The organism is Pseudomonas sp. MS15a(2019) (assembly GCF_013277805.1).
Lineage (GTDB): Bacteria > Pseudomonadota > Gammaproteobacteria > Pseudomonadales > Pseudomonadaceae > Chryseomonas > Chryseomonas benzopyrenica.
The window spans coordinates 176,244-190,966 of the sequence record NZ_VBTN01000001.1 but is presented as its reverse complement, the minus strand read 5'-3'; the positions used below and the strand labels follow the sequence as shown (position 1 = coordinate 190,966).

Sequence of the window (14,723 nt, the reverse complement as noted above, 5' to 3'; positions counted from 1 at the left end):
CCTCAAAGACACTCCCCTACCGCGCGTGCCAGGGCCTGGGCGCGCGGATCCATCAATACATAGGGTCCCAGGGTGTTGGTGACGAAGCCGAAGGCCACCTCGCGCTCCGGATCGGCGAAGCCGGTCGAGCCGCCCGCCCCCGGATGGCCGAAGGCCTGAGGCCCGAGGCCATAGGTGGCGTTGGCCTGGTCCGGTTGATCGAGCATGAAGCCCAGGCCAAAGCGGGTCGGCGTCAAGAGCGTACGGTCTTCGCCCTGACTGTGCTCCACTAAAGCCTCGCTCAAGGTCTCCCATTCCAGCAGATCGCCGGCCAGCAGGCCGGCATAGAAGCCTGCCAGGCTGCGTGCATGGCCGTGGCCGTTTGCGGCCGGCTGCTGGAAGCGGCGCCACTCCGCCTTGTTGGTGCTGGTGAGCACGCCGGATGGATTGCCAAAGGCCAGGGTCGGCAAGGCGCCCGGATCGCTCATGGTGGTCTTGAGCAGGCGCTGCGCGGCGGCATCACCCAGCACCCCCTTGCCGCGTACGATATGGGCGACGCGCTCGTCTTCGCTCGCCGGCAGACCGATGTGGAAATCCAGATCCAGGCGCTCGGCGGTCCGGGCCACGATGGCCTCGCCCGGGCCACGGCCGTCGGCGCGACGGATCAGTTCACCCAGCAGCCAGCCAAAGGTGATAGGGGCATAGCCATGGGCGGTGCCGGGCGTCCACCAGGGTGCCTCGGCGGCGACCGCGGCGGTCATGGTGTCCCAGTCGTACAGGGCGTCACCCGCCAGGCGTTCGCGCAAGGCGGAGACGCCGGAGCGATGACTAAGCAACTGGCGCAGAGTGATGTCGGCCTTGCCAGCCGCAGCGAATGCTGGCCAGCGTTCGGCGACCGGGGCATCGAGTGCCAGCTTGCCCTCCTCCACCAACTGCAACGCCGCCACCGTGGTGAAGGCCTTGGTGCAGGAGAACAGATTGAGCAGGGTATCGGTGTGCCACGGCGTCTCGCCGTCCTTGTCCGCCATCCCGCCCCAGAGATCCAGCACCGTTTCACCACCGACCTGGACACACAACGCCGCCCCGCGGGTCTGGCCGGCGGCCAGCAACTCGGCGAAGGCCTCGCGGACGGATTCGAATCTCAGGTCGTGATAGCCGTGGACGGTCATGGGTTTTCCTGGGTAGATGAGGTATTGCCGGGCACGGGGCCACGATCAGGCAGTTGATCATACCGCCAAGCGGGACGCCCTCACCCCAACCCTCTCCCCGAGGGAGTGGGAGCTGCCTGCGTAGGCGTTCAGCGGTAGGTTGGGTTGAGCGTAGCGAAGCCCAACGGCTATTGCCTCGGCGTCAGGCCTGTTGGGCTTCGACGATAGAGCCGTCTCAGCCCAACCTACGGCTTATCGTAGCCAGGGCCACCCCTTACTGGATCTCCCGCCGGAACGGCGGCAGCGCATTGAGGATGGCCTTGCCGTAGCGCTGGGTCACCAGGCGGCGATCCAGCAGCGAGATGGTGCCGCTGTCCTGCTCGGTACGCAGCAACCGACCGCAGGCCTGGATCAGCCGCAGCGAGGCATCGGGCACGGCGATCTCCATGAACGGATTGCCGCCGCGCGCCTCGATCCACTCGGCCAGGGCGGCTTCTACCGGATCGTCCGGCACGGCGAAGGGGATCTTGGCGATGACCACGTGCTCGCAGTAGGCACCGGGCAGGTCGACCCCTTCCGCAAAGCTGGCAAGACCGAACAGCACGCTGGCCTCGCCGTCATCGACGCGCTTCCTGTGCTTGTTGAGGGTCTCCTGCTTGGACAGGTTGCCCTGAATCAGCACCCGCTTGCGCCAGTCCCGTTCCAGGCCGTCGAAGACGTCCTGCATCTGCCGCCGCGAGGAAAACAGCACCAGGGCGCCACGCGCGCCCTCCAGCATGGCCGGCAATTCGCGGACGATGGCCGCGGTGTGCTCGGCCGCATTGCGCGGATCGGCCTTGAGATCCGGCACCCGCAGCACCCCGGCCTCGGCGTGGCGGAACGGGCTGGGGACCACGGCGGTGGCCGCCGAACGCGGCAGGCCTGATCTCATGCGGAAGCGGTCGAAGGTGCCCAGGGCGGTCAGGGTCGCCGAGGTCACCAGGGCGCCGTAGGCGACATTCCACAGGTGGCGGCGCAGCATCTCGGCGGCGAGGATGGGGCTGGCGTTGACCTCGATGTCGTACAGCGATCCCGTTTCCGCCAGGGTCATCCAGCGCGCCATGGGCGGGCTGTCTTCCGGGTCTTCGCAGGTAAAGGCCGTCCACAACTCCCAGTTGCCCTGGGATCTTGCCAGCAGACTGCCGAACAGCGGATACCACTCCTCGGCCTGGTAGCTGGCGAGGCCAATGCTGGACTCGCCGTCCATGGCCTGCTTGAGCATCTCGGTCAGGCGGGTGAACAGATCGGTGAGCTTGGCGAAGCCTTTCTTGAGCTCGATGCCCATTTCCCGCAGGTCTTCGGGAATGACCCCGCCGACGAAGCGGTGGCGCGGCCGTTCCCGGCCTTCCATGTCCTCGCCGGCGCGGAAATCGGCCAGAGCCTCGCAGGCGGTGAACATGAATTGCTGCTGGGTGCGGATTTCCCGCGCCAACTCCGGCACCTGCTCCACCAGCCGGCCGAGATCGCCCGGCAGGGGGTGCTGGGCCAACAGCTTGGTGAGGTTCTTAGCGATCTGCTCCAGCCACTCGGCGGTGGATCTCAGCCGGGTGAAATGGGCGAAGTGGCCGATGGCCTTGTCCGGCAGGTGGTGGCCTTCGTCGAACACATAGAGGGTGTCGCGCGGATCCGGCAGGATGGCGCCGCCACCCAGGGCCAGGTCGGCCAGCACCAGGTCATGGTTGGTGACGATGACATCGACCTTGGTCATGCCTTCGCGCGCCCGGTAGAAGGCGCACTGCTGGAAATTCGGGCAATGGCGATTGGTGCACTGGCTGTGGTCGGTGGTGATGCGCGACCACTGGACGTCCTCGATGGCTTCCGGCCAGCTGTCGCGATCGCCGTCCCAGCGATTGCCGGCCAGGCGCTCGATCATCTTGCCGAACAGTTCGTTGGACGCCTCGTCCACATCGATCTTGAAGCCATCCTCGGCGAACAGCTGGGCCGTGGCGTTCTGCGCCTGGCCCTCCTGCAGCAGCATGTCCAGCTTGGACAGGCACAGATAGCGCCCCCGCCCCTTGGCCAGGGCGAAGCTGAAGGACAGCCCGCTGTTGCGCAGGATGTCCGGCAGGTCCTTGTGCACGATCTGCTCCTGCAGTGCCACCGTCGCCGTGGCGATGACCAAGCGCTTACCAGCCGCCTTGGCCGCGGGGATGGCGGCCAGGGCGTAGGCCACGGTCTTGCCGGTACCCGTGCCCGCCTCCACCGCCACCACGGCCGGCTCACCTTCGCGATGGCCCTCCTCGTCCTGGGCGATGGCGCCCAGGCCCTTGGCGGTTTCCGCGATCATCAATCGCTGGCCGTAGCGCGGCTTGAGCGACTTGGCTTCGAGGAAACGCGTGTAGGCGCCCTGGATCTGGGTCTTGAGTTCGGTGCTGAGCATGCCTGGTTCCGGGCGATGGCAAAGCAGCGCCACGTCCGGCGGACGAGCGCTGTATGCATCTACAGTAATGGATCTTGGGCGCTATGATAACGCGCCTGTCGTCAGGATGCGCCCAACGTTGTGGTCGCAGGCCGATCAGGCGCTCGGCAGCTGAGGGGGCAGGCGATGAAAGGCGCCAAAGATCAACAGGCTCAGGCGGTCGAGCCAGGGGTGGCGACGCAGACGCAAGGCACGACGGCTGGCGAAGACTTCGCCTAAATGGAGCAGCAGCAGGGCCAGGGCGACCAGCGCGAGCAATTCGGGGAAAGGACGAGCGAGAGGCAGAGCGAGGGCGGCGGCCGCGGCGAGCCAGAACAGCAGGAGTAGAACTTTGCCGGTAAGGGACAGGGTTTTCATGGATTCCAGCAGGAGGACGAGATGGATCGGACCATAACGCCTATCGCCGGAAAAAGTAAAGGCGGCGGACCAGGGTCCGCCGCCGGTGCATCACTCGCGGTCGATCTGGATTTCGACGCGGCGGTTGGTGGCACGGCCTTCAGCGGTCTCGTTGGTGGCGATCGGCTGACGCTCGCCCATGCCCTTCACGGACACGACGCTGGCAGCCGGCACACCGGCCTGGATCAGGTAGTTGCTGACCGACTTGGCCCGACGCTCGGACAGACGCTGGTTATAGGCGTCGGTACCCTTGCTGTCGGTGTGACCGGTGATCGACAGGCGGGTGCTGGCGGCTTCGCCACGCAGACGGCCGGCGATACCATCGAGCTGAGCGCGATCCTGCGGACTGACCTCGGCCGAATCGAAGGCGAAGTGCAGGTCACGGGCGGTGATCACTTCCTGCTTGGGCAGCGGTGCCGGTGCGGGCGCCGGTGCGGGCGCCGGAGCCGGGGCCGGAGCGGGCTCCATGCGAGCGACCTGCTCGTTGCCCTTACCATGCACCCAGCAATAGGCGCCAGCGGTGGTGCCGATACCCAGGGCCGCCATGCCGGCGACGTTACCGCTCTGAGTAGCACCTGCCGCGCCGCCGACCAGGGCGCCGACCGCTGCGCACACCGGCCAATCGGATTTCTGTACGCCGCCCGCACAACCAGCCAGCACGGTGCTTGCCAGGATGAGGGGTAAAGCTGTCCTTGCGATGCTCTTGCTCATGAAGGGTCTCCTATAGACCGGGTGCCGCGAGTTAGGCTCGTCTTTCGTTTTATGGCGCTGTCAGACTAATGGTGGCGTACACATCTTGACAACGCTGGTTGCTTAGTCAATCGCGATTTGATTAGGGTTCCCTTAATGGCAAACATATTCTCCTCCCGCACCCCGCAACAGGCTCTGGCAAGCCTGCTCGAGCACCACCAGCCCAAGCGCCTGCTCTGTGTGGCGCGCGAGCCGCTGCCAGCGCTTGAGGCCTATGCCGAGGCCCATCCGCACTGCCAGGTGGTGCTGGCAGCGGTGCCCCTGGATGACCCGGCGCTGCTGGCCGAACGCTACGACCTGGTGATCGTCGCCGATTGCCTGGAACATCTGCCGCTGCGCCAGGGCCGCGAATTGCTCGGCGGCCTGCGCAACTTCAACACTTCGCGCCTGGCGGTGCTGGTGGACCTGGCCGCCAGCGACTGGCAGGTGACGGATTTCTACGCCCTCGCCCTGCAGGCCAGCGAGCGCTTCGCCCGCGAGGGCCAGGTGGTCACCCTGTTCAGCTATGATCTGCACGACTACAAGCAGGTCCCGGACTGGCTCAATGCCAAGTTCTGGGCCAATCCGCAGAATTTCGGCAAGTACTGGTGGTGAGATGCAACCCATGGCCCCCTGCCCCTGTGGCTCGGACCGCTCGCTCGGCGACTGTTGCGGAGCCTTTCATGCCGGTACTCCGGCGCCCGATGCCGAACGGCTGATGCGTTCACGCTACAGCGCCTATGTGCTGGGGCTGATCGACTACCTGGTAACCACCACGGCGCCTGCCCAGCAGGAGCAGTTGGACCGGGAGGCCCTGGCTGCCTGGAGTTTGGGCAGTCGCTGGCAAGGGTTGCAGGTGCTGGAGCATCGCCCCGAGCCGGGGGATCCCGCCCATGCCCGGGTCAGCTTCGTGGCGCGCTGGGAGGATGGGCGCGGCGCCCATCGCCATGAAGAGCACTCGGGCTTCGTCCAGCGCGAGGGACGCTGGTACTTCCTCGATCCGACCGTACGCCCCCTGCCGGGTCGCAACGACGCCTGCCTGTGTGGCAGCGGCGCCAAGTTCAAGAAGTGCTGCGCCGGCTTCCTGTAACGCCGGCCGCGCTCATTCCTTGACCAGCGTCAGGTGATCGGTATCCGGGACCGCTACGGGTAGCGGCTCGAACGCCGGCCCCAGGTCGCTACCCACCGGCGCCAGACTCAGGTGTGAGAGATCGACTCGCGGCGACGCCACCGGTGCGGCCTCATCCTGGAGATCGGCGCCCACCGGTGCCAGGCCGAAATCCGGTGCCTGGACATCGACGAAGGCCGCCATCACGGCATCCCTGGGAGCGACCGACAACGACCCGCGCTCGGTGGAAGACGCCGCAGTGGGCGCGGTGGCGGCTGGCTCCCGCGCCTCGACGGGTGCCGCAGCCGGCTCGCCCGTCTCGGCCATGGGCGCCACCTCGACCAACGCCCCGGCCTGGGCCAGGGTGGCGCGATAGCGCTCGGCGGTGGCGGCGTCGAGGCGATTCTTGATAATCATGCGGCGACCGGAGAAGAGCACGGCGATGCGCTGTTCATCCGCCTGAAACAGACGCATCAGATTCTGTCGGGTCTGCTGCGCATCGGCGCCAGCGACCAGTTCGCCCTGGAAGGCGATTTCATAGAGCACGGCGGACATGACGACCTCCTCGATCACGGCAAGAGGTGCAGGATGCAACGTCGCGCCGGGGCGGTCCAGTCCGCACGGTCGCCTGGCACAGGCGTTTTTTTGTTAGCCTGTGCCGAAGCGGCCCCGACTTGTGCAGCAATCGGTGCTTGTTAAACTGCGCAGAAAACGGGAGTGCCGCATGCTTCGCCAGGCCTTGTTCATCACCCTGCTCGGCGTCTTGCTCAGCAGTCTTGGCGGTTGTACCTATATCGGGCGCAACTATGACGAGCCTCAGGTCGAACTGACCGGCGTGGAGCTGATCCGTGCGCGGCTGTGGAGCCAGGATTTCGTGCTGCACTTCCGCGTCCAGAATCCCAACGACAGCGCCCTGCCCGTACGTAGCCTGGCCTACACCGTCTACCTGAACGATCTGCTGCTGTCCCAGGGCGTCGCCAACCTGCATGCGTCAGTTCCCGCCAACGGTCGACGCAGCTTCTCCGTACCGGTGCAGACCAATCTGTGGCGTTACGTGAAGGACGTGGGCCGCATGCTCGAAGACCCTGAGCAGCCGATCAGTTACCGCCTGCGTGGCCGGGTGAAGACCGGTTGGCTGTTCGGCCGCAGTGTCCATTTTTCTCGCCAGGGACAGTTCGTGCCTGGCGCCTACATCCCGGAGTTATGAGATGAACCAACACGTCCACGGTCCCGATTGCAATCACGACCACGATCACGACCATGGCCATGCGCACCACGTCCACGGCCCGCACTGCAACCATGGTCATGCCCAGGAGCCGGTGCGCAATCCGCTGAAGGAAGTGGGTCGCAACGATCCCTGCCCGTGCGGCAGCGAGAAGAAATTCAAGAAGTGCCACGGCGCCTGAGCCCGTTTCCGTAGGTTGGGCTGAGGCGGTTCTACCGTCGAAGCCCAACATAGCGGAGTCAGCCTGGACTGTTGGGCTTCGCTACGCTCAACCCAACCTACCCCTCCGCGACCCTGGCGCGTTACCAGGGCTGTCCGCCGCGTTGCGACTCCAGCCGCCGGATGAATTCCTCCAGCACCAGGGCGTAGAGATCGTCCTTGAGCACCAGATCCTCTACCCCGCAATCGATGTTGGGATTGTCGTTGACCTCGATCACCGCCAGCTTGTCGCCCGCCTGCTTGAGATCCACGCCATAGAGACCATCGCCGATCAGGTTGGCGGTGCGTACCGCCAGCTCGACCACCGCATGGGGCGCGTCCTGCACCGCCAGGGTGCGGAAATCGCCGCTGACCTCGGTGGCGCTGGCGCTGTGGTCGTAGATCTGCCAGTGGCCCTTGGACATGAAGTACTGGCAGGCGAAGATCGGCTCTTGGTTCAGCACACCGATGCGCCAGTCGTATTCGGTGTAGAAGAACTCCTGGGCCAGCAGCAGTACCGAGCGCTCGAACAGCTCGGCGCTGGCCTTGCGCAGCTGCGCCGCGTCCTCGACCTTAATGACGCCCCGGGAAAAGGAGCCATCGGGAATCTTCAACACCAGCGGAAAGCCCAGCCGCTCGCCGAGGCCTTCGAGTTGACCGGGATTGTCCTTGTAGAGGATCTCGGTCGCCGGCATGTCCAGCTTGTGGGCGCGCAAGAGGTCGGCCAGATAGACCTTGTTGGTGCATCTGAGGATCGAGCGTGGATCGTCCATCACCACCAGACCCTCGCTTTCGGCCTTCTTGGCGAAGCGATAGGTGTGGTGGTCGATGGCGGTGGTCTCGCGGATGAACAGGGCGTCGAATTCACCCAGCCGCGCGTAATCCTTCTTTTCGATCAGCTCCACGTCCAGCCCCAGGTGCTTGCCGACGCGCACGAAATTCTTCAGCGCCTTGGCATCTGACGGCGGAAAGGCTTCCTTGGGGTCATGCAGGATGGCCAGGTCGAAACGATATTTTTCGCGCCGCCCCGGCTTGAGCCATACGCGGCGACTGAAACCGTCAAGGGCGTTGGCGAATTGATCTTCCTGCTGTTCGTGCAGCTTGTGGATGCTGCCCAGCTTGAGGCCGCCGATGTGCCAGCCAGCGCGGTCGCGGCGGAATTCCACCAGCAGCAGCGGACAGGGAAAGGCCTCGAATACCTGGCGCGCCAGATCCTGCAGAGGCGCGATGTCGGTGTTGCCGAAATAGAGCGTGAGGGTGAAGCCGTCGGCGCTACCGTAGGGATGACCGGCCAGCGCCTTGGTCAGCAGCTTGTCCAGGTCCTCCAGCGCCAGGCCATAGAGCGACTTGCGCGCCAGTTCGCTGATGGTACGCACCGAGGGGATGACCTTGTGCCCCCGGGCTTCGGCGAGCAGCGAGCAGTAGTAGCCGTGGCCGAGGTACTTCTGGCTGCGGCAGAGGTTGATCACCTGCACGCGTTTGCCATTGTCCTGTTCGTTGGATTGTTCCAGGTATTCCTGGGCGGTGATGACGTCTTCGCTGGGATAGTAGGACGACCAGTCTTCCTTGCGTTCCACGACGATATACAGCTTGCTCACTGGACCTCCTGGTTGCGGGGCGTGGTCCCGGTGGAAACCCGGATGCCGCCGGACCACTCCAACTGTTGTAACGCGGGTGCTATTAACCGTTGCTTAACCATGCCAGGCTGCCCGCTCTGCTCCAGGAGAATCCTTCGCGATGAGTTTCATGCTCAGGTCCGCCGGGCTGGACGATCTGGCGGCACTGGTCGATCTGGAAGCCCGCTGCTTCAGCTATGACCGCCTTTCCCGGCGCAATTTCCACTACATGCTCACCCGTGCGAACGCGGTCCTGATCCTGGCGGAAAACGACCGCCAGGTGGCCGGTTACGCCCTGGTGCTGTTCCACCAGAACACTTCTCTCGCCCGGCTCTATTCCATCGCCGTCGATCCGGACGCGCGCGGTCATCGCCTGGGCCAGCGCCTGTTGGAGGCTGCCGAAGCCGAGGCGGTGGAGCGCGACTGCGCCTACCTGCGCCTGGAGGTCCGACCGGACAACGCCGCCGCCATCGCCCTCTACGAGCGCAACGGCTATCTGCCCTTCGCCACGGTGGAGGACTATTACGAAGACCACAGCCAGGCGCTGCGCTTCGAGAAGCGCATCCGCCAGCCGCGCGAGGGCCAGGCCCGACCGGTGCCCTTCTATCGTCAGACCACCGACTTCACCTGCGGCCCGGCCAGCCTGCTGATGGCCATGGGCGCGCTGCAGCCGGGCCGCCCGCTGGAGCGGCGCGAGGAGCTGCGACTGTGGCGCGAAGCCACGACCATCTACATGACTGCGGGCCATGGTGGTTGCGGCCCCCATGGCTTGGCCCTGGCCGCCCAGCGACGCGGCTTCAAGGTGACCCTGCAGGTCAATACGCGCGGCCCGCTGTTCCTCGACGGCGTGCGCAGCGAGGAGAAGAAGGAGGTCATGCGTCTGGTGCACGAGGACTTCAGCGCCGAGGTCAAGCAATCGCCCATCGAGCGGCTCTACCGTACCCGCCTGGACGTGGCCGCCTGGGTCGCCGAGGGCGCTTTTCCACTGGTGTTGATCAGCTCCTTCCGGCTGACCAAGGCCAAGGGACCTCATTGGGTGCTGGTCACCGACTGCGACGAGGACTTCGTCTACCTGCACGATCCCGATGTCGACCACAGCCAGCACCGTCGCGAACTGGACTGCCAGCACATTCCCGTGTCCCACGCCGAATTCGACAAGATGAGTCGCTTTGGTCGCGGCAAGCTGCGTGCGGCGGTAGTCCTGCGGGCAGGGTGAGGCGGGGTTGCACGGTGGCGCGAACAGGGCCAGGATCAGGACCAAGAACAATGACGGGGCGGTCCATGAGTCAGGCCTTGCGCAAGAACAACCCTTCCTACGAGTTGATGGAGGACCTGAGCGGTCACTCGGTCATCTACCGGGAGCATGGCTTTCCCTGCCCGCTGGTGCGCTGGCATTTCCACAAGGAATACGAGCTGCACCTGATCGTGGCCAGTTCGGGGACCGCCTTCATTGGCGACTATATCGGCAACTTCTATCCGGGCAGCCTGTTCCTGACCGGTCCGCATCTGCCACACAACTGGATCAGCCGCGTCGCCGAGGGCGAGGTGGTGGCCAAGCGCGACATGCTGGTCAACTTCACCAACGAGACGGTGGATAACGCCACGGCGGTGTTTCCCGAACTTAGCGGCCTGGCACCGCTGCTGGAACGTGCCCGCTATGGCATCGAATTCCAGGATCCGCAATTGATCGCCCGCGCCGAGGTGTTGCTGCAGCAGATCTCCGAGAGCGGCGGTGCCACCCGCCTCGGCCATTTTCTGGTGTTGATGGAGGCGCTGGCCACGTCGGAGCGCTATCAGCTGCTGTCCGGCAGCGTCGAACCGGCCACGGCCAGCGAACAGGCGGTGGATCGCACCAACCGGGCGCTGAATTTCATCTTCGATCACTACCAGCGTGACTTCACCCAAGAAGAAGTGGCCGAGCACCTGGGCATGACGCCCACCTATTTTTCCCGCTTCTTCCGTCAGGCTACCGGTCGCACCTTCGTCGAATTCGTCAACAGCCTGCGCATCAGCAAGGCCTGCGAGATGCTCTCCCACAGCAGCATGCCGGTTACCGATATCTGCTTCGAGGCCGGCTTCAACAACATCTCCAACTTCAATCGACGTTTCCACCAGCTCAAAGGCATGACCCCGCGGCAATACCGTAGCCTGACGGTGCAGCGCCTGACTGAACAGAATGCCTGATCCCGGGCTGCGCGGCGTCTGGACGGAGCGCTGATCTACCGATCACGCCTGCGCCGCAGGATCCGGTTTGTCGCCAGCTTGAGAGCCACTGAACAGACCCAATGTATAGTTCGGTTATGATCGAACTACCCATCCGTGTCGACCGAGGACAGAGCCACCATGAGCGAACCCTACACGCCCCCACGCGTCTGGACCCCTACTACCTCCGGCGGCAACTTCGCCAGCATCAACCGCCCCATCGCCGGCGCGACCCATGACCAGGAGCTGCCAGTCGGCGAGCACCCCTTCCAGCTCTACTCCCTGGGTACGCCCAATGGTATGAAGGTGACCATCCTGCTGGAGGAACTGCTGGCGCTCGGGCACACCGACGCCGAATACGACGCCTGGTTGATCCGTATCGGGGAAGGTGATCAGTTTTCCAGCGGTTTCGTCGAGATCAACCCGAACTCCAAGATCCCAGCCCTGGTGGATCGTCGCGGCGCCGAACCGCTGCGTGTCTTCGAGTCCGGCGCCATCCTGCTCTATCTCGCCGACAGCTTTGGAGCCTTCATCCCGAAGGATCACGCCGGTCGCACCGAGACGCTGAACTGGCTGTTCTGGCAGATGGGCTCGGCGCCCTTCCTGGGCGGCGGCTTCGGGCATTTCTATGCCTATGCGCCGGAAAAGCTCGAATACCCCATCAACCGCTACGCCATGGAAGCCAAGCGCCAGCTCGATGTCCTCGACCGCCTGTTGGCCGAGCGCCGCTATGTGGCCGGCGAGGACTACAGCATCGCCGACATCGCCATCTGGAGCTGGTACGGCAACCTGGTGCTGGGTCAGTTGTACAACGCCGCGGAATTCCTTTCCGTGCAGGACTACCAGCACGTGCAGCGCTGGGCCCAGGCCATCGCCGCGCGGCCGGCGGTGCAGCGTGGCCGTAGGGTCAATCGCACCTGGGGTGAGCCGGGCGAGCAACTGGCCGAGCGGCATTCGGCCAGCGACCTGGACTGACCCAACGAGCGGTGGCAGAAGGGGTCTGCTGCCGCTAGCGCCCCCAGTCCGCCGTGGCGGAGCCGAGTCGCGTCGCGGGGCGACGCCACTGCAGCTCGACCTCACCCATTCGGAGCGGCGCCCGCAAGCGCAACGCAGGCCCCCAGGCGGTGGGTTCCTGAGCGTCACCGTAGTCCTCCTCCGCTGGTCCTCGATACGCTGATCCGTCGCTCGCGCCTGGCCGCTCGGTCAGCAGCAAGGCGGTACGGGCCAGGGACAGCCGCGCCGTCAATGCCTGCCCTTCCCGTTGACGCCGTGCCAGCCCGCGCAGGGCAGCGGCTGCCAGGAGATAGCCAGTGGCATGGTCGAGCGCCTGCACCGGCAAGGGTACCGGCGTCTCCACCCCTTGCCAGGCACTGCCAGCCGCTGCGATGCCGCAGGACATCTGCACCAGGCTGTCGTAGCCCCGTCGTAGTGCCCAGGGACCACTCCAGCCGTAGGCACAGAGGGACACATCGATCAGGCTGGGATTGAGCGCGCGTCGCTGTACGTCTCCATAACCCAGCTGCTCCAGCGCATCAGCGCGATAACCGTGAACCAGGATGTCCGCCTCGGCCAGCAGCGCCGCGAACCTCCCGCGGTCGGCGGGCCGCCTGAGATCGAGCCGCGCGCAGCGCTTGCCCAGGGTGACCTCGGGCGCCTGGGCCGGTTCGTCCCACGCAGGCGGATCAATCCGCAGCACCTCGGCACCCAGGCCGGCCAGCAGGCGGGTGGCGATGGGCCCGGCGAGGATGCGGGTCAGGTCGAGGACGCGGATGTCCTGCAAGGGACGTTGTGGATCAGGTCGCCAGTCGCGCGCGGTGGCAATGGCGGTCCATTCCTGGGCGATCAGGGGTTCGGCGCGGACGGCCTGCCCCTGGGGATGTGCCTGCCACTCCACCTGGCTGCGCAGCCTCGCCGCGCAACCTCCGGCGTCGACGATGGCCGTCTCCAAGGCTTCGCCCGACCAGCCGGCCATGGCCTGTACCACGGCGTCATGGCGGTTGGCACAGCCCAGGACGGCAAGGGCACGCTCGCGGTGGTGGGGCGCATTGGCATGCAACCGTAGCCAGCCGTCACGGGTGCGGTAATCACCCGTGATGGGATCCCAGACGGCGGGCAACTCCCAGCCCAGGGGACGCAGGGATGTCTTGAACCAGGCCGCGGCGAGATGTCGGTCCACCTGTACCGGCAATCCGGGCGCCCCTTCGGCCAGCAGATCGGCGGTGGCCAGGCCGGCGACCCCGATCACCGCCGTGGCGAGATCGCTGACCGGGAAGCAGGAGGCCAGGCTGTCATCGCCCAGGACCTGCAGGTTTGTCGCCTGGGCGGCAGGCATACCAAGGGCGACCACGAGTTCGCTGAGCAAGGCGTGAAAGGCGGCAGGCGTACGGGACGGGTTGGCCAAGGCGAGGTCCTCCGCGGCAGCAGGCAGTGCTGCCACAGTACCCCTGCCTGTACGAGCAGGACACCAGCGTTCGTCCGCCTACCGTCCAGCCCGACGCGGGGACAAATCGCCCGGCACAAGGGTCTCCCCTTCATCGCCTCACCACACCCTATCGGAGACCCCATGACCGAACGACAGCTGCTCATCGCCGGTGCCAGCGGCATCATCGGCCAGGCCGTGCTGGAGGCCTTTGCCAAGGCCGGCTGGTCCATTACCACCGTTGGCCGCTCGAGACAGGGCCCAAGCCGCTTTCCTCATCTGACCGCCGACCTGCTGGACCAGGACAGCCTGGCAGCGGCCAAGGCCGATCTGGCCGGCGTGACCCATCTCTTCTACAGCGCCCTCAAGCCGAACCCCGATCCAGGCGTGGAGGCGGACGAAAACGCCGCCATGCTGGAGAACCTGGTGGGCGCGGTGCGTAGCGCCGGAGCACCCCTGGCCCGCATCACCTTCGTCCAGGGCGGCAAGATCTACGGCGCTCACCTGGGGGTCTACAAGACGCCAGCCCGCGAGGACGACAGTCGTCACTTCCCGCCCAATCTCTACTTCCGCCACGAAGACTTCGTCCGCAGTCTCGAAGGTGATGGCATTCGCTGGACGGCGCTGAGGCCCGACATCGTCATCGGCCATTCCCTGGGATCAGCCATGAATCTGGGCAACCTCATCGGCCTCTATGGCGCGCTCTGTCGCGAGACCGGCACGGCCATGCAGTTTCCCGGAACGGAGCAGGCCTATCGCGGTGCCCTGGTCAACGTCACCGCCGCGCCGCTATTGGGCGAGGCCGCGGTCTGGGCAGCGGAAGAAGAACGCGATGGCGCCTACAACCTCACCAATGGCGACGTCTTCCGCTGGAGTCACGTCTGGCCGCAGCTGGCCGACTGGTTCGGGCTGGAGGTGGGCGAGCCGCAACCCATCTCCCTGGCCCAGCGCCTGACCGCACTGAAACCGGTCTGGCAGGCGCTGGCAGAGCGCGAAGGACTGGCCGAGGCCGATCCCGAACGGATCGCACCCGGCGCTTTCGGCGACTTCATCTTCCATGTCGAGAAAGACGCCATCTTCGACGTGACCAAGGCGCGGCAGGCCGGCTTCGGGCGGATGATCCTGAGGTCCGACGAGGTCTTGCTCGCGCACCTGGAGGACATGCGTCGGCGTCGACTCATTCCCTGAGCCGTCTCGCGCCGTCCTGAACAGTCGAAAACGCCAGGGGCAGCGCATGGTCTCATT

15 protein-coding genes are annotated in these 14,723 nt (G+C 65.6%); 8 read left to right on the top strand and 7 right to left on the bottom strand.

Features of this window, described 5'->3' with window-relative positions; genetic code table 11:
* Positions 1-2 precede the first annotated feature (2 nt).
* From FEZ61_RS00915 to FEZ61_RS00900, 4 genes are all read right to left on the bottom strand, one after another.
* Complete coding sequence (locus FEZ61_RS00915; protein ID WP_173146768.1) at positions 3-1,148, bottom strand: serine hydrolase domain-containing protein; 1,146 nt, start codon at positions 1,146-1,148, stop codon at positions 3-5.
* A 253-nt stretch (positions 1,149-1,401) separates the two neighbouring features.
* Positions 1,402-3,546 (bottom strand): ATP-dependent DNA helicase DinG, encoded by a 2,145-nt coding sequence (gene dinG, locus FEZ61_RS00910; protein ID WP_173146767.1) that lies wholly within the window; start codon positions 3,544-3,546, stop codon positions 1,402-1,404.
* A 135-nt stretch (positions 3,547-3,681) separates the two neighbouring features.
* On the bottom strand, positions 3,682-3,942 hold the full coding sequence (locus FEZ61_RS00905) for a DUF1145 domain-containing protein (protein ID WP_017638810.1): 261 nt from the start codon (positions 3,940-3,942) through the stop codon (positions 3,682-3,684).
* A gap of 90 nt (positions 3,943-4,032) precedes the next feature.
* Positions 4,033-4,692 (bottom strand): OmpA family protein, encoded by a 660-nt coding sequence (locus FEZ61_RS00900; protein WP_064306594.1) that lies wholly within the window; start codon positions 4,690-4,692, stop codon positions 4,033-4,035.
* Between the two features lie 135 nt (positions 4,693-4,827).
* Between FEZ61_RS00900 and FEZ61_RS00895 the strand changes: the two genes are divergently transcribed.
* On the top strand, positions 4,828-5,325 hold the full coding sequence (locus FEZ61_RS00895) for a DUF6231 family protein (RefSeq protein ID WP_173146765.1): 498 nt from the start codon (positions 4,828-4,830) through the stop codon (positions 5,323-5,325).
* Positions 5,326-5,335: 10 nt separating this feature from the next.
* Positions 5,336-5,800, top strand: a complete 465-nt coding sequence (locus tag FEZ61_RS00890; protein ID WP_173147001.1) for a YchJ family protein — start codon at positions 5,336-5,338, stop codon at positions 5,798-5,800.
* A gap of 12 nt (positions 5,801-5,812) precedes the next feature.
* Here FEZ61_RS00890 and FEZ61_RS00885 read toward each other — a convergent pair whose 3' ends face one another.
* The gene (locus FEZ61_RS00885; protein WP_017638814.1) at positions 5,813-6,373 is read right to left on the bottom strand and encodes a hypothetical protein; all 561 of its coding nucleotides are present in this window, start codon (positions 6,371-6,373) and stop codon (positions 5,813-5,815) included.
* 169 nt (positions 6,374-6,542) lie between these two features.
* On the opposite strand from FEZ61_RS00885, the gene FEZ61_RS00880 reads away from it, so the two are divergent.
* Together FEZ61_RS00880 and FEZ61_RS00875 are read left to right on the top strand one after the other, a co-directional pair.
* Positions 6,543-7,025, top strand: a complete 483-nt coding sequence (locus FEZ61_RS00880; RefSeq protein ID WP_064306598.1) for an LEA type 2 family protein — start codon at positions 6,543-6,545, stop codon at positions 7,023-7,025.
* 1 nt (position 7,026) lies between these two features.
* Positions 7,027-7,224 (top strand): SEC-C metal-binding domain-containing protein, encoded by a 198-nt coding sequence (locus tag FEZ61_RS00875; RefSeq protein WP_058762382.1) that lies wholly within the window; start codon positions 7,027-7,029, stop codon positions 7,222-7,224.
* A gap of 121 nt (positions 7,225-7,345) precedes the next feature.
* On the opposite strand, the gene FEZ61_RS00870 is transcribed toward FEZ61_RS00875, so the two are convergent.
* Positions 7,346-8,839: a RimK family protein gene (locus tag FEZ61_RS00870; RefSeq protein WP_064306599.1), complete on the bottom strand. Its 1,494-nt coding sequence runs from the start codon at positions 8,837-8,839 to the stop codon at positions 7,346-7,348.
* Positions 8,840-8,978: 139 nt separating this feature from the next.
* Between FEZ61_RS00870 and FEZ61_RS00865 the strand changes: the two genes are divergently transcribed.
* The 3 genes from FEZ61_RS00865 to yghU all read left to right on the top strand — a co-directional run bounded on the left by FEZ61_RS00865 (position 8,979) and on the right by yghU (position 12,034).
* On the top strand, positions 8,979-10,073 hold the full coding sequence (locus FEZ61_RS00865) for a GNAT family N-acetyltransferase/peptidase C39 family protein (RefSeq protein ID WP_173146763.1): 1,095 nt from the start codon (positions 8,979-8,981) through the stop codon (positions 10,071-10,073).
* Positions 10,074-10,138: 65 nt separating this feature from the next.
* Positions 10,139-11,041, top strand: coding sequence for an AraC family transcriptional regulator (locus FEZ61_RS00860; RefSeq protein WP_017638820.1), 903 nt, complete (start codon positions 10,139-10,141; stop codon positions 11,039-11,041).
* Positions 11,042-11,200: 159 nt separating this feature from the next.
* Positions 11,201-12,034 (top strand): glutathione-dependent disulfide-bond oxidoreductase, encoded by an 834-nt coding sequence (yghU, locus tag FEZ61_RS00855; protein ID WP_017638821.1) that lies wholly within the window; start codon positions 11,201-11,203, stop codon positions 12,032-12,034.
* Positions 12,035-12,068: 34 nt separating this feature from the next.
* Here the strand turns inward: yghU and FEZ61_RS00850 are convergent, their stop codons facing one another.
* Positions 12,069-13,460: a CoA transferase gene (locus FEZ61_RS00850; protein WP_173146761.1), complete on the bottom strand. Its 1,392-nt coding sequence runs from the start codon at positions 13,458-13,460 to the stop codon at positions 12,069-12,071.
* 162 nt (positions 13,461-13,622) lie between these two features.
* Here FEZ61_RS00850 and FEZ61_RS00845 point away from each other — a divergent pair, with 162 nt between their 5' ends.
* On the top strand, positions 13,623-14,666 hold the full coding sequence (locus FEZ61_RS00845; RefSeq protein ID WP_173146759.1) for an SDR family oxidoreductase: 1,044 nt from the start codon (positions 13,623-13,625) through the stop codon (positions 14,664-14,666).
* Positions 14,667-14,723 lie beyond the last annotated feature (57 nt).

Excerpts from the sequence above, each read along its gene's own strand:
- FEZ61_RS00915 (WP_173146768.1), bottom strand. The coding sequence starts at position 1,148 with ATGACCGTCCACGGCTATCACGACCTGAGATTCGAATCCGTCCGCGAG.
- FEZ61_RS00890 (WP_173147001.1), top strand. The coding sequence starts at position 5,336 with ATGGCCCCCTGCCCCTGTGGCTCGGACCGCTCGCTCGGCGACTGTTGC.
- FEZ61_RS00885 (WP_017638814.1), bottom strand. The coding sequence starts at position 6,373 with ATGTCCGCCGTGCTCTATGAAATCGCCTTCCAGGGCGAACTGGTCGCT.
- FEZ61_RS00865 (WP_173146763.1), top strand. The coding sequence starts at position 8,979 with ATGAGTTTCATGCTCAGGTCCGCCGGGCTGGACGATCTGGCGGCACTG.
- FEZ61_RS00905 (WP_017638810.1), bottom strand. The coding sequence starts at position 3,942 with ATGAAAACCCTGTCCCTTACCGGCAAAGTTCTACTCCTGCTGTTCTGG.
- yghU (WP_017638821.1), top strand. The coding sequence starts at position 11,201 with ATGAGCGAACCCTACACGCCCCCACGCGTCTGGACCCCTACTACCTCC.
- FEZ61_RS00875 (WP_058762382.1), top strand. The coding sequence starts at position 7,027 with ATGAACCAACACGTCCACGGTCCCGATTGCAATCACGACCACGATCAC.
- FEZ61_RS00900 (WP_064306594.1), bottom strand. The coding sequence starts at position 4,692 with ATGAGCAAGAGCATCGCAAGGACAGCTTTACCCCTCATCCTGGCAAGC.
- FEZ61_RS00880 (WP_064306598.1), top strand. The coding sequence starts at position 6,543 with ATGCTTCGCCAGGCCTTGTTCATCACCCTGCTCGGCGTCTTGCTCAGC.
- FEZ61_RS00860 (WP_017638820.1), top strand. The coding sequence starts at position 10,139 with ATGAGTCAGGCCTTGCGCAAGAACAACCCTTCCTACGAGTTGATGGAG.
- dinG (WP_173146767.1), bottom strand. The coding sequence starts at position 3,546 with ATGCTCAGCACCGAACTCAAGACCCAGATCCAGGGCGCCTACACGCGT.
- FEZ61_RS00895 (WP_173146765.1), top strand. The coding sequence starts at position 4,828 with ATGGCAAACATATTCTCCTCCCGCACCCCGCAACAGGCTCTGGCAAGC.
- FEZ61_RS00845 (WP_173146759.1), top strand. The coding sequence starts at position 13,623 with ATGACCGAACGACAGCTGCTCATCGCCGGTGCCAGCGGCATCATCGGC.